We start from the raw sequence: 18,919 nt of genomic DNA on the forward strand, positions 1-18,919 counted from the left end.
CCCTTGTCGTTTCAGCCTTTGGCGACTTCCCGGGCGAGGGCGCAGAATGCCTCCAGCGAAACTTGTTCGGCTCGGTCCGTGGGCTTGATGCCCGCAGCCCGCAACCGATCCTCGATATCCGGAGCCGTGCCCTTGAGTGCGGCACGCAGCATTTTGCGGCGTTGGTTGAAGGCCGCAGCCACGACGCGGCTCAGGACTGCGGCATCCGCGTCAAAGCGGGGCGCGGGCAGGGCGGTAAGATGCACCACGGCGCTGGACACCTTGGGCTGTGGCGTGAAGGCTTCGGGCGGCAGCGCCATCGCGATCCGCGCATCGGCCCGCCATTGCGCCAGCACTGCCAGCCGCCCATAGGCCTTTGAGCCCGGCTGTGCCACGATGCGTTCGGCCACTTCACGCTGGAACATCAGCGTCAGCGATTGCCAGAAGGGTGGCCAAGTCGGCGGAGTGAGCCAGCGCACCAGCAATTCGGTGCCGACATTATACGGCAGATTGGCCGCGACCCGGATCGGCGGCGTCAAATGCACCAGGGGATCCACGTCAAGCGCATCCCCTTCGATAACGTGCAAGCGACCGGGATAGCGCTCTGCGATCTCGGCCAGCGCGGGCAGGCACCGCCTGTCCTTTTCGATCACCAGCACCTTGCGTGCCCCTTCGGACAACAGACCGCGCGTCAGGCCCCCCGGACCTGGCCCGATCTCAAGTATGTCCGTGTCTGAGAGGGTGCCCGCCTGTCGCGCGATCTTGGCCGTCAGGTTGAGGTCCAGAAGAAAGTTCTGGCCCAAAGCCTTGCGCGCACTCAGCCCATGGGTCGCGATCACCTCGCGCAGCGGGGGCAGATCGTCGATGGCGCTCATACCGTGCCTGCCATTTCGTGGGCCAGCTTGATGGCTTCGATCATGCTGGTGGGATTGGCGATGCCACGCCCAGCGATATCAAAGGCCGTCCCGTGATCGGGCGAGGTGCGGATGATGGGCAGGCCCAGCGTCACGTTCACACCACGGTCGAAATCCAGCGTCTTGATGGGGATCAACGCCTGGTCATGGTACATGCAGACAGCCGCGTCATAGCGGTCGCGTGCCGCTGCGTGGAACATCGTGTCGGCAGGCCAGGGGCCGGTCACGTCGATCCCGGTTGCGGCCATTTCGGCCACCAGTGCGCCAATCCAATCGCCTTCCTGCCGTCCCATCGCCCCGCCTTCGCCCGCATGGGGGTTCAGACCCGCAACGGCGATGCGCGGCGCGGTGATGTGGAACTGATCCCTGAGACCCTGCGCCGTGATCCGAATGGTGTTGCGCAGCAGGTCCGGGCTGAGCGTTGTGTGGACCTGTTCCAACGCGATGTGGATTGTCGTCGGCACGACCCGCAACGCCGGGGATGCAAGCATCATCACCGCGTGCGGCGCATCTGTCAGCGCCTCGAGGTATTCGGTATGTCCGGGATAGGCAAAGTCGGCACCGTCCATCAGCACTTTCTTGTGGATGGGCGCGGTGCACAGCGCGGCGGCCTGTCCGGTCGTGACCAGGTCGACCGCCCGTGCAATCACGTCGATCACCGCTTGGGCGTTGGACGGTGACGGCGTGCCGGGTGTGACAGGGTCGGGAAATGCATGACGCAGGACCGGCAGCGCGTCTGCCCCGACGGCCGCTGACGTGGTCGACACCTCTGTCCACGCAACATCACGCGGCAGATGGCGGGGATCACCGATCCAGATCATCGGTACACTGTTCCCGAGAGATGCCCATGCCTTGGCCGCAATTTCGGGACCGATGCCCGCCGGTTCGCCACAAGAGATGGCGATGGGGCGTTGTGTCATTCGAAGATGCGCACGTCGGCCTCGGCCCTCAGCTCGGCCAGCAACGTCTCGGAAAATGCGGTCAGGCGTTGGTTGCGCAATTGCGTCGCGATGGCTGCGCGGTCGACCTCTTGTTCTTCTTCCAGGGCAGGCGTCCGGCCGCACAGCATCAGGAAGACAAGGGTGTTGCCATTGGCGCGCGTCAGCGCTGTCGACACCTCTCCGGGGTCCAGTTTGGACAATTCGATCGCGATGTCATCGGGGATTTCTTCGGGAGGCAAGCTGCCACGGTCCAACACATTTTCGGCCTGCCCGCGGGCAATGCCGTAGAGGTCGTCGCAGCGGTCCACACGCGATGCGATGGTGCGGGCGCGCGACAGCGCCTCGGGCGTGCGCCCGCCGTTGATGTAGTAGGCGGCATACTCCACCGACGAATAGGTCCGCTGTGGCGCATCCGTTTCCCGGATGTCGCGCAATTGGAACAGCGCAACCGCATTCGGGATTTGCAGCGGTGCGGTCACCTGGCCAGGGGCCAGCGACAGCAGAAGCGGGCGCAGGACCGGTGGCAGATCGGTGATCGCGGTCCAGGGCAGGCGACCGCCCGCCCCCCGGGACGCCGTTGCCGAGAACCGGCGCGCGAAACTGGAGAATTCGGCTTCTGACGTGGATTGCGAGATGGTTTCGGCCTGCTCCAGCACGGCTTCTGACCGGTCAGGAGGTGCAGGAATGATGATTTCGGAAACCAGTACTTCGATCCCGGAATTGCCGCGAGCCGACGCGACGGCCCGGTCGACTTCACGGTCGTCGATCTGAACCCGGCTGCCAAACCGCGCGCGGATGTAGTCGCGCCACACAAGCTGGCTGTTGACGAAATCGCGGAAAGTCTCTTCGGCCACGCCTTCGCTCGCAAGGCCTTGGACGAACTCTTCGGTGCTGAGTTGGGCGCGGGCGGCAAAGTCACTGAGGCCAGAGGCCAGTTCCTCGGGGCCAAGCACGATGCCCACGGCGCGTGTTTCCTGTTCGCGCAGACGGTCACGGATCAATTCCTCGATCACTTCGGTGCGGCTGCTGCCACTTGCGCCCAGTACCCGCAAGAAGCGCTGTCGCTGCTGCACCTCGAATTCGGTGATGACACGCTGGTCCACCTGCGCGACCGGTGCAAACAGGTCCTGTGCTGCACCCTGTACCGCCCATACAGCCACGGCACATGCCGCCATCATCACTTGCCTGAAGGTCTTCCCGCTCATCTTGCCTGCTTTCCGCATGATCGTGTTTCCACGCGCTCGCCCGTGTTGACGGAAAAGCCGCGCAAGGACACTGTTAACCCCAGACTGGTCGAGGGCTCAAGAGTTGTCGAGTCCGCGAAGCTGCGATTGATCGACACCCCCACGCGAACGCATTCATTGGTATAGGCGATGCCGGCCCCCGCGGTGGCCGCGCGCCCTTCGTCCAGATCATACCGGACATTTCCCGTTGCGGTCCAAAACCGGTCGATCTTGTAGGCGCCGTCAAAGGTCACTTCGCCGATGGGCGCGGGTTGTTCGATGGCGGGATCCTCGTCAATCCAGATATAGCTGCCGCCAAGGTCAAGGCGGTCATTGCTCCAGTCGCCACGCACTTCTGCGCGGGAGATGTCGAAATCCTCGTCAAACAGGGTGCGCCCCGACATGGCAAGGCCGCCATCGAATTCAAGTTGGCCAGCCAGAAGAAAATCGGATGAGCTGCCCGACAGGCCCGAATTGTCGTTGAAATCCGGCTGTGCCTCTTCCCGCAAGATCTGGGCAACGGTCAGACTGGCCGACCAGCCATCGGGGTCCAGTCGGGCCCATGTCCCGCCATAGGCCACCGCCCAACCCCGTTCACGCCTGTCAGGGGCGGGAAAGCGGCTGAGCGACAACAGGTTGCCTTCGTCAAATTCAACCCTTGTGCTTTCGTCATTCGGGACATGCAGCCCGTCTCCACCGACCCATGACACCTGGGCGATAGGCTCAATGAACTGGCGCACGCCGTTCTTGCCCCGCCGCATCAGGGGATAGCGCAGGACCACGCCCACCTTGGGGGCTGTACCACTGTCGCCATCGTCGAACGTCGAATCGTCGCTGACGCGGATCACGTCACCGGCGATGCCCAATGTCGATTGCATCTGCAGTCCGCCGAATTGCACGGTACGCAGCCATTCGGCATCGACGTTGAACCGCAAGACGTCGCGGCCATCGATGAACCCGTCGCCATCGGCATCGATATCGACATCCGAGGGCCGTTCGTGCGCATGTGCTTCGGCGGACAGGCGTATCTCGCCCCCTATGCCCGCGGGATGGAAACGCCGTTCATAAAGCGCATCCGCCACGTCCGAGGGCAGCAGATCGTCATCTTCGTCATCGCGCAACGACTTGAAGTTCACATAGGACAGGCGAATGAATTCGTCGCGCCGTGTGCGGGTGACCTGGAGTGTGCTGTCCAACCGGTCTTTGCCGAAAAAGCCGTAGTCATTGAGGTAGGCATCATCTGACACGGACTCGAAATCGAATTCGAGAACAAAACCACGGCGCAATGCAAATTCGCCCGCCCCGAACAGGTAGCCGCGCGTGTCGTCAGGTTGCAGGTCGTCATCGGAATAGGCGCCTTGGAGGATGATCCGCCCCCGCTTGAATGCCTGTCGGTACCGGAATTCCAGCGTTCTGGTGTCGCCGGTCAAATAAGGTGTCAGTGTCAGGTCGCGCTGGTCGCCGATCTTGATGAAGTATGGCACGCGCAACCCGGTGCCCAGACGCGAGTTCGAACGGATCTCGGGGATCAGAAAGCCCGTGGCCCGGTCCAGCGTCGGGTCGGGCAGGCGCAGGCGCGGCAGGTAAAGGATGGGCACATTGCGGACCCGCAATTGTGCCCCGTCAAAATAAAGCTGGCGCGCCTCGCGGTCATGAACCACACGCTTGGCCCGGATCTGCCACAAGGGCGGGCCGGTGTCCTCTTCGCAGATCCGGCAGGATGTGACGGCTGTTTTGTAAAGCTGCGTATAGCGCCCGCCAACCCGGTTCAACTGGACCGAGGCCAGTTGCAGCTGGTCGTTGAGAACAAGGCGCGCGCCGGTCAGTAGCCCGTTTTGCAGGTCCTCGCTCAGCTCGGCCTGGTTGGCGAGGATAACGACCCCGCCGCCGTCATCGATCACAATCGGCCCGGTGATCGTCAATGCGCCCGTGTCCGGGTTGTATTCGATGGCCTGTGCGCTCAGCCGTGTGTTGCCCTGAAACGCCTCGACATTGCCGCGCGCGATCAGGCGGCGTTCGCGGGTCACTTCTATGCTGTCGGCGACCAGAACAGCGGGGGGCGGTGTGGCCAATGGTGCATCCGGCTGCGCCTGGCCATGGGCCTGCACGGCGATCGACAAAGCCAGCAGGACGGTTGTCAGGAAATGGCGGAATAATCCACGCATCCTACCCGTCCTCTGCCTGCAAGAGCAGCCCAAGGGCCAGAAGGATGGATGCAACGGGGGGGGCCCATGCTGCCAGCAGCACCGGTATCTGGCCGTTCTCGCCCAGTATCTGTGCAAAGCTTCGGATGAAGTACAAACCAAACCCCAGCAACACCGCAGCCAGCACCGCCGTGCCGGTCCCCCCAAACCGGGTATGGCGCATCGTGAACGCTGCGGCAACAAGAACCATACCCATCAAAAAGATCGGACGCGCCAATTCGGACTGCATCCACACCACATGCTTGCGCGCGGAAAAGCCCGCCTGTTCCAGCTGCGCGATGAATTCGGGCATGTCCCAGATGGACACGCCCGCCGGCGTGCCCAGACGCTCGCGAATGCCATCGAGCGTGAGGGTCGAGGGAATTTCAAGGATGTCATGTTCGACCGCGTTTGCCTCCGGGTTCAACCCCGTTGCAAGCGGCCATGCCTTGGCTTTGCGCAATGACCATGCGCCCTGTTGCAATGCGGCGCTGGCCGCCTCGATCCGGCGTACCGGACCGCCGCCGGGCGCGTAGGACACGAAGGTCACATCGTACAGAACGGACGCATCCGCGTTGGACCGCGTCGCGCGGATCACCGTCTGACCGCTTTCGCCGCCCTGGCGCAGCCACAGACCTTCCTCGGAGATGGACAGCGCGGACACACCGCCCGAACGATAGGTCTCGGCCAACGTTGCGTAGCGTTTGGAGGTGGCGGCCACGATCGGGCCCAATGTCGTTGTGGCGAAGATGCCGATCACAATCGATACCACAACCGGACCGACAAGGGCGCGCAGCGCGGACCGTCCGGCGGCGCGGGTCACAACCAGTTCCGATGACCGGGCCAGCGACACGAACAGCGCCACGGTGCCCAGGATCATGATCAATGGCAGGATCTGGTTGATGGTTTCGGGCACGTTCAACAGCGTCAGAACGATCCGCTGCCCGAAGCCCACGCCGAAATCGTTGAACTTGCGCGTCTGATCAATGATGTCGACCAGCGCCACAAGTGCGATCAAAACGGCGGCTATGCCAAGCAGGGCCAGTGCAAAGCGCCGGGCAAAGTAGAAATGCAGGATCATGCCGCACGTCCTCGCAGCCGGTGCAGGGTTGCGCGTCCGCCGGACACAAACCAAAGCAGGCCCGCCGACAGCGCCAGCCCGATGATGGACGGCAGGTAGAGGATCGGCCACAGGCTGGCCTGATCCAGAACAGGCGTCGACAAGGGGCTGCGCATCCCGTCCAGTGCGATCAGCATCAGGAATGCGACCACGACCTCGCGCCACGCGCCAAAGCGTGAATACCCACCAACCAGCAACGTCGCAAAGCCGATCATGGCGGTCACAAAGCAAAAGAGGGACCGTGCAAAACGGCTGTGCACCTCTTCGGCCACGGCGCCGGGGCGGGTCGACAAGCTGGCGGACAGCCCGTCCCAATCCGACAGCAGGGCATCGGTGCGCATGAATTGCAGCGACGGCGCGATCTGTTCGTCGGTCTTCATCAGGGGCGAGATGTCGAACGAGAAGTCGCGGAACTTGGCCGTCGACAGACGGTTGTCACTGATGGTCAGTTGCTGCGCCAACCCGTCCACCATGATCAGAGACGTGTCATCGCCATTGCGCACGAGATAGGCCTCTGCCGCAGTGTAGATCACCCGTTTTTCGGGCAGACGGCGGTCGGCCAGAAACACGTCCTGCAACACGCCATCCTCGCCGATGGCCCGGGTATAGAATGTCACGCCCGGGGCCGGGCTCAGGAATGTGCCTTCGGTCAACAATTGCGAGGTGATGTTGCGCGATATTTCGATCTCGCGCTGCGACAATTGTTCGGTGGCGGCAGGGACCAGCACATGGCTGAGCATCGACATCATCAGGGCCGATACCAGACCGAACACCGCCACAGGGCGCGCAAGCCGCCAGGGCGACGATCCGGTGGACATCATCACCGTCAGTTCGCTTTCATTGTTCAGCCGGTTGGTGACATAGACAGCGGCGGCAAAGGTTGCGATTGGCAGGACCGTCGTGATCAGGCGGGGCAGGCCCAGGGCCGAGAATTCCAGGAACACAAGCGCGGTCTGCCCATCGCCGATCAGGCGATCGAACAGTTGTACGGCCCGGTTGATCCAGAATACGGCAACCAGTACGAGGGCAAAAAAGCCAAAGAGCCACAGCAATTGTGACAACATATAGCGGTCAAATCTGACCAATGGGCCCCCTGTGGTGTCGTGGTCGTCATGCATGACGCGGCAGCGCTTGGCTGTGAACCTACCCCAAGGCGCGCGCGGGGAAAACTCCAAAACGTCCCTAACCGCTGGTCAGTGGCGCGGTCGCGCGTTACCTCTGGTCCAAACAGCGATCCGGAGCACATCATGACTGACCTGACCCCCGTCACCTTCATTGCCACAGACCTTGACGCCATAGCGACCCACCCGGGCCGCGTGGCGGTGATTGTGACGCCCGAAGGCAAGTTGGAGCAAAGCGCGCGCCGGGCCAACCGGCTGACGCGCGGCGCGGTGCAGCGATTTGTGGACAGTGACGCCTTTGAGAAGGTCAAACCGGGGTCTGTCACCAGCTTTGGCTGGCCTGCCGGGATGGCGGCCGATGCGTTGGACGTGATCTGCCTGCCGCGCAATCACGGGGTGGAGGAGGCGCGCAAGGCGGGTGCGGCCCTGGGCAAGTTGCGAGGTGACAAGGCGGTTCTGCTGGCCGCTGACGGCGCGCGCCGGGTGGCCGAAATTGCCTTTGGCCTGGTCATGCGCGACTACAGTTTTGTGCCGCACAAAACCGATGCGGAACCCAGCGATACGGCGGTGTCCGTGATGTGTTCCAAGCCGGAAGAGGCAGAGGACGCCGCAGCGCCGTTGATGGCGATTGCCGATGGCGCCTTCATGACCCGGGACCTGGTGAATGAACCGGCCAATGTGCTGACCACGACGGAATTTGCCGACCGGCTGGTCGAGATGAAGGCCCTGGGCCTCGACGTGGAGGTGCTGGAGGAGGCGCAACTTGAAAAGCTGGGCATGCGCACGCTGTTGTCCGTGGGGCAGGGGTCGGACAGCCCGTCGAAAGTTGTGGTCATGCAATGGAACGGCGGCGCCAAGGATGCGGCGCCACTGGCGCTGGTGGGCAAGGGCGTCGTGTTTGACACGGGCGGTATCAGCCTGAAACCGGCCGGCGGTATGGAAGACATGACCATGGATATGGGCGGCGCCGGCGTCGTGGCAGGTACGATGCGCGCGCTGGCCAAGCGCAAGGCCAAGGCCAATGTCGTGGGGCTGGTCGGACTGGTGGAAAACATGCCGTCGGGCAATGCCACGCGGCCCGGCGATGTGGTCACGTCGATGAAGGGTGATACCGTTGAAATCATCAACACCGATGCCGAGGGTCGCCTCGTTCTGTGTGACGTCATGTGGTATGCGCAAGAGCGCTTTGAACCTGCGGGCATGGTGGACCTCGCGACGCTGACAGGTGCGATCATCATCGGGTTGGGTCACGAAAACGCGGGCGTCTTTTCCAATGATGACGGGTTTTGCAACGCATTCCTCAAGGCGGCCGAGAAAGAGCGTGAAGGCGCATGGCGCATGCCCTTGGGCAAGGCCTATGACGATTTGCTCAAGTCGCGGATTGCGGACATGAAGAATATCGGTGGGCGTCCTGCCGGATCCGTCACGGCGGCGCAGTTCCTGCAACGGTTCGTCAAGGAGGGCACCCCATGGATCCACTTGGACATTGCCGGTGTGGCGGCGGTCAAGTCGGAGACTGCGCTTGCGCCCTCTGGCGCGACAGGGTGGGGCGTGATGGCGTTGAACCGGCTTGTCGCCGACGGATACGAGACGGAGTGACATGGGCGCTGCCTATTTCTACCACCTGACGCGCCGCCCGCTTGAGGACACGCTGACCATGCTGCTGGGCAAGGCGCTTGAGGCTGGCTGGCGCGTGGCCGTGCGCGGGCCGGATGCCGGACGGCTGGGATGGCTGGATGAAAAGCTGTGGCTTGGGGCGGATGACGGATTCCTGCCCCACGGCATGGCGGGCGGGCCACATGATGCGGATCAGCCGGTGCTGCTGACCTCGGGGCCTGCGGCCAATGGGGCCACGTGCGTGATGACCATTGACGGGGCCGAGGTGACCGCAGAGGAAGTGGCGGCCCTGGACCGCGTCTGTGTCCTGTTCGACGGCAACGACCCTGCGGCGCTGGATATTGCGCGTGCCCAGTGGAAGGCATTGAAGGATGCGGGTGCTGCAGCGCAATACTGGTCGGAAGAAAGCGGCCGGTGGGAGAAAAAGGCCGAGACCTGAACGGGGCAGCGGCGATGTGCCAAATCGCGGGTGCCTAACGGCTGAGCGTCATCTCTCCGCCCGCAATCTCGATCCGGCCCCAGCGTTGCAGGTACCCCATACCCAAAAGCGACTGTCCCAGGTCGCCGTCATTGACGACGGCGGGCACGTTGGTGTCTTCATGCGGGCCGATGGCAACCGTATCGAGGCGCACGGGTGCTGTGCGCACCTCTCCGTTTGCGGTGGCGGCACGGCCCAGGAAGTTCAGGGTCGACGGATCAAGCCCTGCCGCCGCCGCATCGGCCCGGTTCAGGACGATGTCGGTTGCGCCCGTGTCGACGATGAAATCGGTGGCGCGCCCGTTGATGTCCAGTGTCAGGTAGTAATGGCCATCAAAGCTGCGCGGAATGGTGATGGTGCCGCTGTCATCAAACCGGGTCTGGTTCGCCATGAGGTCGTCCTGGATGTCACCCCAAAGACCAACGGCCCCGATCGCCCCGATGAAGATCAGCACCCAGATCGCCGCCATCTGCATCGTCTGCCCAAGCTTGAGCCTTGAGGAGAGAAGAAACCCGCCACCCAGCACCAGTGCGAAGGTGCCCAGGTAGATCAATTGTGCAATGTTGTCGCCGCTCATATCGCTCATATAGGGCAGATGCGCATCCGTTTCAGCCCGGCATCAGGCCAAAGTTGCGCAAACCGTCCAGAACGAACTGCACCGACAGGGCCGCAAGCAGCATGCCCAGAAGCCGTGTGACCACGGTGATACCTGTCTTGCCCAAGGCACGTTCAAGCAAGCTGGAGGCAAGGAAGAGGACAAGGCACACACCAAGGACAAGCGCCGTGATCGCCAGCACGAGGGCCAATCCTTCGACCCCCGGTTTCTGACCGGTCAGCAGGATCACGGACGCGATGGAGCCGGGCCCGGAGATGAGCGGGATTGCCAGCGGAAAGACCGACGGGTCGTCATGTTCGGTATCTTCGGACTGGTCCTCGCGCCGTTTTGTGCGCCGTTCGAACAACATGTCGAGCGCGGTGAGGAAGAGCAGGATGCCGCCCGCGACGCGGAAGGCGGGCATCGAGATGCCGATGAAGCCCAGCACCGCTTCGCCAAAGAGGGCAAAGACGACCAGGATGATCATGCCAATGGCGCAGGCGCGTACCGCGATCCCGCGGCGCTGGCGTTCCGGCACGCCCTGGGTCAGCGCCACGAACAAGGGCGCAAGGCCAATGGGGTCGATCACCACGAACATGGTCACGAAGGCGGTGATGAGGAAGGCGGTGTCGATCATGGCGTATTCTCAAGGCGCGCCTGTGGCGCATTCCATCTGTCTTGCTGGGGCTCTGCCCCAGACCCCGGGATATTTGGGGCCAAGAGAAGGGTCATGCGCGCTCGGCTGTTTCGAGTTTTTCGAGGTCCTGCATCCAGAGGCTTTCGGCGCGGTTGAGGGCGTCCATGACCTCGGCATATTTTTTCTGCCAGACTTCCATCTCGCCGATCTTGGCGTCCTCATAGAGGTCGGGGTCCGCCAGTTTGTCCGCCAGCTTGTCGCGCATCTGGTTCAGCTTTTCGACGCGCGCTTCGGATTTGCGGACCTCCGAGCGCAGGGCTAGGATGGTGTCGCGGCTGGGTTTCTTGGGCTTTGGCGTGTCCGGTTTGGTCGGCTTGCCTGGCTTGCCGTCGCTGAGAAGCAGCTTGCGGTAGGCTTCGAGGTCATCCTCGAACGGTGTCACGGTGCCGCCTGATACCAGCCACAGCCGGTCGGCCACGAGTTCCAGCAGGTGCATGTCGTGGCTGACCAGGATCACGGCGCCGGTATAGTTGGTCAGCGCTTCGACCAGCGCCTCGCGCGACTCGATATCGAGGTGGTTGGTGGGTTCGTCCAGGATGAGCATGTGCGGTGCGTCGAGCGTCGCCAGCAGGAGCGACAGGCGCGCCTTTTGGCCGCCCGACAGTTTGCCCACAATCGTATCCGCCTGATCCGCCATCAGGCCGAAACCCGACAGGCGTGCGCGCCATTTTGCGGGGCTTTCGGCGGGGCGTTCGCGGCGCAGGTGGTCGAGCGGGGTCTCGTCGATGTGCAACTCGTCCACCTGATGCTGCGCGAAGTAGCCGATGCGCAGCTTGGACGACTTGGTCATCTTGCCCGTCATGGAGGGCAAGCGGTCGCTGAGCAGTTTCGACAGGGTCGATTTACCCTGTCCGTTCTTGCCCAGCAGCGCGATGCGGTCGTCCTGGTCGATGCGCAGGTTCAGTTTTTGCAGCACCGTCATGTCACCGTACCCGGTGCTGGCACCATCGAGGTGGATGATGGGCGGCGACAGCTCTTCGGGGTTCGGGAAGTCGAAGCGTTTGAGCCCGGCCTCTTGCGGGGTGGTGATGGGCTGCATTTTCGCCAGCGCCTTGAGCCGGGACTGGGCCTGCCGCGCCTTGTCGGCCTTGTAGCGGAAGCGGTCCACATAGGATTGCAGGTGGGCGCGGCGTGCGTCCTGTTTTTTGGCCATGGCGGCGGCGTTGGCGAGCTTTTCCGCCCGTTGCCGGGCGAACTGGTCATAGGGGCCTTGGTAATAGGTCAGTTTGCGGTCTTCGAGGTGCAGGATCGCACCGACGGCGCGGTTCAAGAGGCCGCGGTCGTGGCTGATGATGACGACCGTGTGCGGGTATTTGGCGAGGTAGGATTCGAGCCAGAGCGCGCCTTCGAGGTCGAGATAGTTGGTGGGTTCGTCCAGCAGCAGCAGGTCAGGCTGGGCAAAGAGTACGGCGGCAAGGGCCACGCGCATGCGCCAGCCACCGGAGAAATCGGCGCAGGGTTTCAGTTGCTCGTCATCGTCAAAGCCCAGGCCCTTGAGGATGGTCGCCGCGCGTGCCTCTGCCGACCAGGCGTCGATGTCGGCCAGCCGGGTCTGGATTTCGGCGATGCGATGCGGGTCCTGGCTTTGGTCTGCCAGCAGGGCCGCGCGTTCGGTATCTGCCGCGAGCACCGTGTCGATGAGCGACGTCTGGGACGCGGGCACCTCCTGGGCGACGCCACCGATGCGTGCGCCGGAGGGCAGGGAGATGTCGCCCGATTCCAGCGCCAGTTCGCCATAGATGAGGCGAAAGAGGGTCGTCTTGCCGGTGCCGTTGCGGCCCACAAGACCGACCTTGTGGCCTTCGGGAATGACGGCGCTGGCCCCTTCGAACAGGGGGCGGCCCGCGACGGCGTAGGTGATGTCAGAAATGCGCAACATGGGCGCGCTCTAGCAGAGGGGTGCGGGGCGTGCTAGCCCCTGCGGATGACCAGACCTGCGCCGCATCTTGTGACCCTTGTCCTGCTCACGGCGCTGACCGTGCTGACGCTGAACATGTTCCTGCCAGCGCTGCCTGCCATGCGTGCCGCGTTCGGGGTGTCGGAGGCGGTCATGGGGCGGGCCATTTCCCTTTACATGCTGGCGGCGGCGGTGTTGCAGCTGGTGCTGGGGCCGCTGTCGGACCGGTTCGGGCGGCGGCCCGTGATCATTGGGCTGCTGGCCTTGTATGTGGTGGCGTCGGTGATGTGCCTGCTGGCGCAGAACATCACGCTGTTTCTGATTGCGCGGACCGGGCAAGCGGTGGCGGTGGGGGGCGGTATCCTCGCCTCGGCCGTGGTGCGCGACCTTTATGCGGGGCGGGTTGCGGCGGCGAAGCTGTCGCTGATTGCGTCGGCCATGGCTGTGGCGCCCATGCTGGCGCCCATGGTGGGCGGGGTGCTGGACACCGCCTTTGGCTGGCGGTCGGTCTTTGTGACCTACGCAGCCCTGGGGGCTGGCCTGCTGCTGTGGTGCCTGCGTGATCTGGGCGAGACGCATGCGGGCGGGCCGGGGCAGCGCATGGACATTGGCGCGCTGCTGACGGCGCGGCTGTTCTGGGCCTATGTCGGCTTGCAAGCCCTTGGGGTCGGGACGTTTTATGTGTTCCTGACCGGTGCGCCCTTTGTGGCGGCGGATGTCTTCGGGCTGGGCCCCGCGCAGATCGGGATCGCGCTCGGGACCACCACCGCGGGCTTCATGCTGGGGGCAGGGCTGTCGGCGCGGCTGGTGCAGCGGGTGGGGCCGATGCGTCTGATCCTGATCGGGCGGGCGGTGCCCATTCTGGGGCTGGGGGCTGCGTTTCTCTATTACGTCAGCGGGGGCGATCAGGTTTTGCCGCTGTTTGTCAGCACGGTAACGGTGGGCATCGGCAACGGGTTGTCGCTGGCCAATGCCAATGCGGGCGCGTTGTCTGTGCGGCCCGATCTGGCGGGCAGTGCGTCTGGTGTGAACGGGGCGGTGGCACTGGGACTGGGGGCGGCACTCAGCTGGGCGACGACGGCAGTGCTGGGGGCGTCGGCCACGCCGCAGGCGCTTTTGCTTTTGATGCTTGGAACGCTGGCGCTGGCACTTGCAATTGCGGTGCTTGCAGCACTTTGGGAGCAGGGCGAGACAGGGGTTTCCAACCTCAAAACCCCATGATACTGGGCCGTTGATTTTCGCGCGCGGGACGGTCCCGGGCGCTGCTGACAGGAGATATCCATGGCTCTCGAGCGCACCTTTTCCATCATCAAACCCGATGCAACCCGCCGCAACCTGACGGGCGCCATCAACAAGAAGTTCGAGGACGCGGGCCTGCGGATCGTCGCCCAAAAGCGCATCCACCTGACCAAGGCGCAGGCGGGCGAGTTCTATAAGGTGCATGCCGAGCGCCCGTTCTATGATGAGCTGTGCGACTTCATGGCGTCTGCCCCGATCGTCGCACAGGTTCTCGAAGGCGAAGGCGCCATTGCCAAGAACCGCGAAGTGATGGGTGCGACCAACCCCGCCGATGCGGATGCCGGCACCATCCGGGCCGAATTTGCCGAAAGCGTTGGCGAAAACTCGGTTCACGGGTCAGACGCGCCGGAGACGGCGGCGGTCGAGATTGCCTACTTCTTCTCCGGTCTGGAGTTGGTGGGCTAAGCCGACCTTTCATATCGCGCAGAATACAACCGGCGTGCCTTTTGGGGGTGCGCCGGTTTTTTTGTGGTTAATCGGTGGTTAACCGGCCGTGCGGGCAACGGGACCAATTTTTGTCAGGTGCAACGCGAAGAGCGGCCTTCCAATTACTGAATTTGAACTGAAATACCTGATCCAGGGGCCTGTGCATCCCGTACACAATGTGTACACCACCTGTGCACAACGCGTGCACTGCCTTTCGGTCATTTCATACGTTGGGCACATCATGTTGTGCCACATCGACTGTCCGGGAAGAATGTTAAGATTTGGTGGGCACAGCGTGCGGTGGCGCGATATCCGACATCTCGAAATGATCGCGCAGAAGGGCCACGTTGCGTGTGTTTGCCTTCCAGCCGATGTCGAACAGATCACCGACCAAGGGTATCGACCCGATCAGGGCGTCAATGCCGATATTGGCAAGCATTCTTCCCTTTACCGACGCGGGCGCGCCCATCCGATGCGCCGTGAGGACGATGTATCCGGCAGGGCCAAGCGTTAACGCGTCTCCGATGCCCGGGATCAGACCCAGGATGCTGTCCCAGCCCACCTGCACGCCCACAACGGGCAATCGCATCGCCCGGTCCATGGTCCGGGCGATGCGGTCAAGATGTTCAAGCTGTTGTGCCTGATCAGGCATGTTCGGGGGTGCGCGCAATGACCCACACGGCGTGCACGATGCCGGGGATGTAGCCCAGCAGGGTCAGCAGGATGTTCAGCCAGAAATGTTTGCCGATGCCCACCTGCAGAAAGACGCCCAGCGGGGGCAGGATAACGGAAAGAATGATGCGGATCAGGTCCATTGGAGTGTCCTTTCGGGTTGTGCGGTCTTGACCTGTCAACCCGGACAGCGCCTGAATTGTTCCGACACATCAGGCCTTGGCGATGACGCCGATCTCGTTCAGGGTCCGCTCAAAATCGCTGAGCCCCTTGTCAAAAGCCTGTGCCTTTATGCTGTCAAAGCGTTTGCGCAGGGCCTTTTTCTCGTCCCCCTTGCAATCGTTCCAGGGCCGTCCCTGCAATCCCATCACCAGCACGTAGTAGCCGATGAAGTGCGGGCGCAGGCCCGCGCGCAGAAGACGGGTGTAGGTTTCGTCCGCACCAAGCGCGCGCACCGTGTCTGCATCCGGTATGCCGGCCCTGGCGCAGGCGGCATCCATGGCCGGGCCAAGGTTGCGGATTGAGGAAACAGGGTCGCCCATGGGCGCAGGTTATCCAGCCGCTGGCCCGGTGTCACCCGCGATCAGATGCTGGCGTAATCCGTGAAGATCGGCGTAGGCTTGGCATCTTTCTTGGGCTGCGGTTGCGGGGCCTGTGTGCGTTGTGTGCTCGACATTTCAATCACCTTTTACCTTTTGCGTTGACCGCGCACCTGTGCGGTCTGTTCACCCCAGCACGGATCTGTGCCGGGGACATGGCTGAAATGTGGCGATTATGTGGCGGGTTGCACCCTGTATCGGGTCGTTTGTGAATAGGGGTGATCGGGCGTGCAGATGACGCTGGGGAAGGTCGGGTGGTTCACCGCATCGGGCCAGCCCTGCGGTTCAAGCGCGATGCCCGACAGCGGGGCGATGTCCGCCTGTGGGATGTGAGGTAAAAACGCGCCGCTATAGGCCTGTAGCCCCGGTTCGGTGCTGTAGATGTCCAGCCTGTGCTGACCTGTGGCCAACGTGGCCATGTGCTGCGGCGTGGCGGCAACAGCCCTGCTGATGCAAAAGTTATGGTCCGTGTCCGCGTGGATGCGCCGCGGCGTGCGGTGGTCGAAAACGGTGTCCGCAACCGGCGTGATCTGGCCGGTGGGCAGGTTCCTGTCGTCCGTGGGCAGGTAATGTGTGGCGTTGATGTGCAGCAGATGATCCGGCGTGACGCGCCAGTAGGGGTGGTGCGCGATCGAGACCGGGGTGGGGGTATCGGTGGTCAAGGTGATCCGCAGCATCAGCGTGGTGTCCGTCACCTGCGCCCGGAGGCTGACATCCCGCGCCCCGGGCAGGCCGCCATGAAAGGCGGGCAGGTGGTGGGTCAGGTGGACGGCGTCAGCGCCATGTGCCGCGACCGTCCAGCGCGCGCGGTCAAGCCCGTCTGGCCCGCTGTGAAGCGCGGTGATCCCGTTTTCATTGCGGGGCATCTGGTGTGTGACACCGTTGACCGGCGCCTTGCCATCGCGGACGCGGTTGGCCAGGGGCCCCACAATGGCGCCGCCATAGCAGTCCCGCAGGGCGGGGGTCGTTGCCTCGTCCACGTCCAGAACAAGGTTGGGGCCATCGTCCAGATGCAGGCGGCGCAGCCGCGCGCCATCGGGGTCAAACACGGCCGTCAACCGATCGGACCGGAGGGTGAATAGAGTACGCATGCAAGCACCATGGTGCAGGGGCCGGGAGTGTGCAATTCATCTTCACAACGGAGGGACAGCATGCACGACATACCGATTTCGACACATGACGCGGCCGCAGATGACCGCAACGACCACATCCTGATTTATGTGGATGGTCAGATCGTGCCGCGCGATCAGGCCGTTGTGTCCGTCTATGACAGCGGTTTCATGCTGGGGGACGGTATCTGGGAGGGGCTGCGCCTTTATGACGGACATATCCCGTTCTTCGATGCCCATCTGGACCGGCTGTTCGAGGCGGCGGCCTATACCGAGATCGAGATCGGGTTGGATCGGGATGGGCTTAAGAATGCAGTATGGAAAACGTTGCAGGCCAATGACATGCACACGGATGTTCATGTGCGTCTGATGGTCACGCGCGGGCGCAAGGCCAAGCCGTTCCAGCACCCCCATCTGAGCCTGTGGGGGTCGACCATCGTCATCATTGCCGAGCATTCGAAACCCGATGACCGTGTGGTCGAACGGGGCATTCGCCTTGCGACCGTGCCGCATCATCGCGGGCTGCCCCTGACGCAGGATGCAAAGTTGAATTCGCATTCCAAGCTGAATTGCATCATCGCCCTGAACCACGCGGTGCGCGCGGGTGCGGACGAGGCGCTGATGCTCGACCCGTTTGGCTTTGTGAACACGACGAACGCCTGCAACTTCTTCATCGTGAAGACGGGGGCCGTTTGGACCTCGACCGGCGACTACTGCATGAACGGGATCACGCGGCAGAAGGTGATCGACCTGTGCCGCGCCGAGGGCATCCCGGTGTTTGAGCGGAATTTCTCGCTGGTCGATACCTACAGCGCCGACGAGGCGTTTCTGACCGGTACATTCGGTGCACAAACCCCGGTGTTCGAGATTGACGGCCGCAAGATCGGCGGCGGTGTCGCGGGCCCGGTGTTCCTGCACCTTCGCGCCGCGTACAAACGGCTGATCGCCACGGATCGTGATGTCTGAGTGGGGGAATTGGCTCCGGCGGTAGGGATCGAACCTACGACCAATTGATTAACAGTCAACTGCTCTACCGCTGAGCTACGCCGGAACGGTCTGCGCGATATAGCAAGGGTGATTCAGGTCGTCCAGAGGGATTTGTGCGCCCGGCGACAAAAAGTTCGGTGGGGCTCAGGCGGTTGCAAAACGCGTCTCTGGCCCCAGTGGATCAAGGGCGGTGATCTTTGATTTTCCCATCAGATCAATCAGATGGGCCAGCACATTTCGGGTCGCTGCTGGCAGCAGTGGAGCAGGCGTATCGGTATACACGGTTTCGGCGATCTGTGCCGCAGTTGCCGGGGCTGCGATCAGTGCCGACAGGATGGCCGCCTCGCGGGCGCGCCGGTGGGTGATCAGCCAGGACAAACGCGCAGCCGGGTCACGGATCGGGGCGCCATGGCCCGGGTAGAATACCCGCCAGTCGCGCGTCGCCAGCCGGTCGCAGGAGGCCATGAAATCGGTCAGGTCCCCGTCGGGCGGGGAGACAAGCGAACTGGCCCAGCCCATCACATGATCCGCCGTCAGGCACGCATCGCCAAAGCCCAGGCAAATGTGGTTGCCCAGATGCCCGGGCGTGTGCATCACCTCAAGCTGCCAGTCGGCGCCCGGGATCATGTCCCCATCGGCCACGCGAATGTCGGGGACAAATGCATGATCAATCCCTTCGCCACCCCCCGCAAGGCCTGCCTTGGCCAAATTCTGCATCACGGTGCTGCGTCCGTCGGTGGCGGTGCCAAAGGCCAGAACGGGTGCGCCGGTTTCCTCGGACAGGCGGCCGGCCAGGGGGGAATGGTCAAGGTGCGCGTGGGTGACAATGATATGCGAGACGGATTGTCCGGGCGCCAAGGCGGACAGGATGGCGGACAGATGAGCGTCAGATGCCGGGCCGGGATCGACCACGGCCAATGCGGTGTGACCCAGCAGGTATGTGTTCGTGCCGCGGTAGGTCATCGGCGACGGGTTCGGGGCCACGATCCGGCGCAGGCCCGGCTCCAACATCTCGGCCGTGCCGATGGGTGGATCAAAATCATCTGGTGGCAGCATGGTGGT

Annotated in this window: 19 protein-coding genes and 1 tRNA gene; 5 read left to right on the forward strand and 15 right to left on the reverse strand. The window is 63.3% G+C overall.

Annotated features, from left to right (window positions below; genetic code table 11):
* Positions 1-11: 11 nt before the first annotated feature.
* From rsmA to lptF, 6 genes are read right to left on the reverse strand one after another with little or no spacing between them, the layout of a single operon-like run.
* Complete coding sequence (rsmA, locus tag Q0844_RS02125) at positions 12-854, reverse strand: 16S rRNA (adenine(1518)-N(6)/adenine(1519)-N(6))-dimethyltransferase RsmA (protein WP_299041585.1); 843 nt, start codon at positions 852-854, stop codon at positions 12-14.
* Positions 851-1,813, reverse strand: a complete 963-nt coding sequence (gene pdxA / locus Q0844_RS02130; protein ID WP_299041588.1) for a 4-hydroxythreonine-4-phosphate dehydrogenase PdxA — start codon at positions 1,811-1,813, stop codon at positions 851-853. Before pdxA ends, rsmA begins: the two co-directional genes overlap by 4 nt.
* The gene (locus Q0844_RS02135; RefSeq protein ID WP_299041590.1) at positions 1,810-3,039 is read right to left on the reverse strand and encodes a peptidylprolyl isomerase; all 1,230 of its coding nucleotides are present in this window, start codon (positions 3,037-3,039) and stop codon (positions 1,810-1,812) included. The genes pdxA and Q0844_RS02135 overlap by 4 nt, the downstream gene beginning before the upstream one ends.
* Positions 3,036-5,222 (reverse strand): LPS assembly protein LptD, encoded by a 2,187-nt coding sequence (gene lptD, locus Q0844_RS02140; protein ID WP_299041592.1) that lies wholly within the window; start codon positions 5,220-5,222, stop codon positions 3,036-3,038. The genes Q0844_RS02135 and lptD overlap by 4 nt, the downstream gene beginning before the upstream one ends.
* Position 5,223: 1 nt before the next feature.
* Positions 5,224-6,321, reverse strand: coding sequence for an LPS export ABC transporter permease LptG (gene lptG, locus Q0844_RS02145; RefSeq protein ID WP_299041594.1), 1,098 nt, complete (start codon positions 6,319-6,321; stop codon positions 5,224-5,226).
* The gene (lptF, locus tag Q0844_RS02150; RefSeq protein WP_366522974.1) at positions 6,318-7,424 is read right to left on the reverse strand and encodes an LPS export ABC transporter permease LptF; all 1,107 of its coding nucleotides are present in this window, start codon (positions 7,422-7,424) and stop codon (positions 6,318-6,320) included. The genes lptG and lptF overlap by 4 nt, the downstream gene beginning before the upstream one ends.
* Positions 7,425-7,607: 183 nt before the next feature.
* Between lptF and Q0844_RS02155 the strand changes: the two genes are divergently transcribed.
* Positions 7,608-9,080, forward strand: a complete 1,473-nt coding sequence (locus tag Q0844_RS02155) for a leucyl aminopeptidase (protein ID WP_299041599.1) — start codon at positions 7,608-7,610, stop codon at positions 9,078-9,080.
* Position 9,081: 1 nt separating this feature from the next.
* A complete protein-coding gene (locus Q0844_RS02160; RefSeq protein ID WP_299041601.1) occupies positions 9,082-9,537 on the forward strand; it encodes a DNA polymerase III subunit chi in 456 nt (151 codons plus the stop codon).
* Positions 9,538-9,571: 34 nt separating this feature from the next.
* On the opposite strand, the gene Q0844_RS02165 is transcribed toward Q0844_RS02160, so the two are convergent.
* The 3 genes from Q0844_RS02165 to Q0844_RS02175 all read right to left on the reverse strand — a co-directional run bounded on the left by Q0844_RS02165 (position 9,572) and on the right by Q0844_RS02175 (position 12,747).
* Positions 9,572-10,153, reverse strand: a complete 582-nt coding sequence (locus Q0844_RS02165; protein WP_299041602.1) for a TIGR02281 family clan AA aspartic protease — start codon at positions 10,151-10,153, stop codon at positions 9,572-9,574.
* Between the two features lie 31 nt (positions 10,154-10,184).
* Positions 10,185-10,808: a MarC family protein gene (locus tag Q0844_RS02170; protein WP_299041604.1), complete on the reverse strand. Its 624-nt coding sequence runs from the start codon at positions 10,806-10,808 to the stop codon at positions 10,185-10,187.
* Between the two features lie 91 nt (positions 10,809-10,899).
* A complete protein-coding gene (locus tag Q0844_RS02175) occupies positions 10,900-12,747 on the reverse strand; it encodes an ABC-F family ATP-binding cassette domain-containing protein (RefSeq protein ID WP_299041605.1) in 1,848 nt (615 codons plus the stop codon).
* Positions 12,748-12,792: 45 nt separating this feature from the next.
* Here Q0844_RS02175 and Q0844_RS02180 point away from each other — a divergent pair, with 45 nt between their 5' ends.
* Both Q0844_RS02180 and ndk read left to right on the forward strand, forming a co-directional pair.
* On the forward strand, positions 12,793-13,986 hold the full coding sequence (locus Q0844_RS02180) for a multidrug effflux MFS transporter (protein WP_299041608.1): 1,194 nt from the start codon (positions 12,793-12,795) through the stop codon (positions 13,984-13,986).
* Between the two features lie 60 nt (positions 13,987-14,046).
* Positions 14,047-14,469 (forward strand): nucleoside-diphosphate kinase, encoded by a 423-nt coding sequence (ndk, locus tag Q0844_RS02185; protein ID WP_299041610.1) that lies wholly within the window; start codon positions 14,047-14,049, stop codon positions 14,467-14,469.
* A gap of 295 nt (positions 14,470-14,764) precedes the next feature.
* Here ndk and Q0844_RS02190 read toward each other — a convergent pair whose 3' ends face one another.
* From Q0844_RS02190 to Q0844_RS02205, 4 genes are all read right to left on the reverse strand, one after another.
* Entirely contained in the window at positions 14,765-15,142 is a 378-nt protein-coding gene (locus Q0844_RS02190) for a DUF4112 domain-containing protein (protein ID WP_299041613.1), read from the reverse strand.
* On the reverse strand, positions 15,135-15,305 hold the full coding sequence (locus Q0844_RS02195) for a YqaE/Pmp3 family membrane protein (RefSeq protein ID WP_299041616.1): 171 nt from the start codon (positions 15,303-15,305) through the stop codon (positions 15,135-15,137). The genes Q0844_RS02190 and Q0844_RS02195 overlap by 8 nt, the downstream gene beginning before the upstream one ends.
* 69 nt (positions 15,306-15,374) lie before the next feature.
* Entirely contained in the window at positions 15,375-15,704 is a 330-nt protein-coding gene (locus Q0844_RS02200; protein WP_299041618.1) for a TfoX/Sxy family DNA transformation protein, read from the reverse strand.
* Positions 15,705-15,934: 230 nt separating this feature from the next.
* Positions 15,935-16,852 (reverse strand): galactose mutarotase, encoded by a 918-nt coding sequence (locus Q0844_RS02205; RefSeq protein WP_299041620.1) that lies wholly within the window; start codon positions 16,850-16,852, stop codon positions 15,935-15,937.
* Between the two features lie 60 nt (positions 16,853-16,912).
* Between Q0844_RS02205 and Q0844_RS02210 the strand changes: the two genes are divergently transcribed.
* A complete protein-coding gene (locus Q0844_RS02210; RefSeq protein WP_299041623.1) occupies positions 16,913-17,836 on the forward strand; it encodes an aminotransferase class IV in 924 nt (307 codons plus the stop codon).
* 10 nt (positions 17,837-17,846) lie between these two features.
* Here the strand turns inward: Q0844_RS02210 and Q0844_RS02215 are convergent.
* Together Q0844_RS02215 and Q0844_RS02220 are read right to left on the reverse strand one after the other, a co-directional pair.
* Positions 17,847-17,921: transfer RNA gene (locus Q0844_RS02215), tRNA-Asn, on the reverse strand.
* 80 nt (positions 17,922-18,001) lie between these two features.
* Positions 18,002-18,913: an MBL fold metallo-hydrolase gene (locus Q0844_RS02220; RefSeq protein ID WP_299041626.1), complete on the reverse strand. Its 912-nt coding sequence runs from the start codon at positions 18,911-18,913 to the stop codon at positions 18,002-18,004.
* Positions 18,914-18,919: the final 6 nt, after the last annotated feature.

This window comes from uncultured Tateyamaria sp. (assembly GCF_947503465.1).
Taxonomy (GTDB): Bacteria; Pseudomonadota; Alphaproteobacteria; order Rhodobacterales; family Rhodobacteraceae; genus Tateyamaria.

Coding starts and splice junctions, on each gene's coding strand:
- Q0844_RS02170 (WP_299041604.1), bottom strand. CDS start 10,808: ATGATCGACACCGCCTTCCTCATCACCGCCTTCGTGACCATGTTCGTG.
- Q0844_RS02210 (WP_299041623.1), top strand. CDS start 16,913: ATGCACGACATACCGATTTCGACACATGACGCGGCCGCAGATGACCGC.
- Q0844_RS02205 (WP_299041620.1), bottom strand. CDS start 16,852: ATGCGTACTCTATTCACCCTCCGGTCCGATCGGTTGACGGCCGTGTTT.
- rsmA (WP_299041585.1), bottom strand. CDS start 854: ATGAGCGCCATCGACGATCTGCCCCCGCTGCGCGAGGTGATCGCGACC.
- Q0844_RS02220 (WP_299041626.1), bottom strand. CDS start 18,913: ATGCTGCCACCAGATGATTTTGATCCACCCATCGGCACGGCCGAGATG.
- ndk (WP_299041610.1), top strand. CDS start 14,047: ATGGCTCTCGAGCGCACCTTTTCCATCATCAAACCCGATGCAACCCGC.
- Q0844_RS02135 (WP_299041590.1), bottom strand. CDS start 3,039: ATGAGCGGGAAGACCTTCAGGCAAGTGATGATGGCGGCATGTGCCGTG.
- Q0844_RS02190 (WP_299041613.1), bottom strand. CDS start 15,142: ATGCCTGATCAGGCACAACAGCTTGAACATCTTGACCGCATCGCCCGG.
- lptF (WP_366522974.1), bottom strand. CDS start 7,424: ATGTTGTCACAATTGCTGTGGCTCTTTGGCTTTTTTGCCCTCGTACTG.
- Q0844_RS02165 (WP_299041602.1), bottom strand. CDS start 10,153: ATGAGCGGCGACAACATTGCACAATTGATCTACCTGGGCACCTTCGCA.
- Q0844_RS02200 (WP_299041618.1), bottom strand. CDS start 15,704: ATGGGCGACCCTGTTTCCTCAATCCGCAACCTTGGCCCGGCCATGGAT.
- lptG (WP_299041594.1), bottom strand. CDS start 6,321: ATGATCCTGCATTTCTACTTTGCCCGGCGCTTTGCACTGGCCCTGCTT.
- Q0844_RS02155 (WP_299041599.1), top strand. CDS start 7,608: ATGACTGACCTGACCCCCGTCACCTTCATTGCCACAGACCTTGACGCC.
- Q0844_RS02160 (WP_299041601.1), top strand. CDS start 9,082: ATGGGCGCTGCCTATTTCTACCACCTGACGCGCCGCCCGCTTGAGGAC.
- Q0844_RS02180 (WP_299041608.1), top strand. CDS start 12,793: ATGACCAGACCTGCGCCGCATCTTGTGACCCTTGTCCTGCTCACGGCG.
- pdxA (WP_299041588.1), bottom strand. CDS start 1,813: ATGACACAACGCCCCATCGCCATCTCTTGTGGCGAACCGGCGGGCATC.
- Q0844_RS02175 (WP_299041605.1), bottom strand. CDS start 12,747: ATGTTGCGCATTTCTGACATCACCTACGCCGTCGCGGGCCGCCCCCTG.
- Q0844_RS02195 (WP_299041616.1), bottom strand. CDS start 15,305: ATGGACCTGATCCGCATCATTCTTTCCGTTATCCTGCCCCCGCTGGGC.
- lptD (WP_299041592.1), bottom strand. CDS start 5,222: ATGCGTGGATTATTCCGCCATTTCCTGACAACCGTCCTGCTGGCTTTG.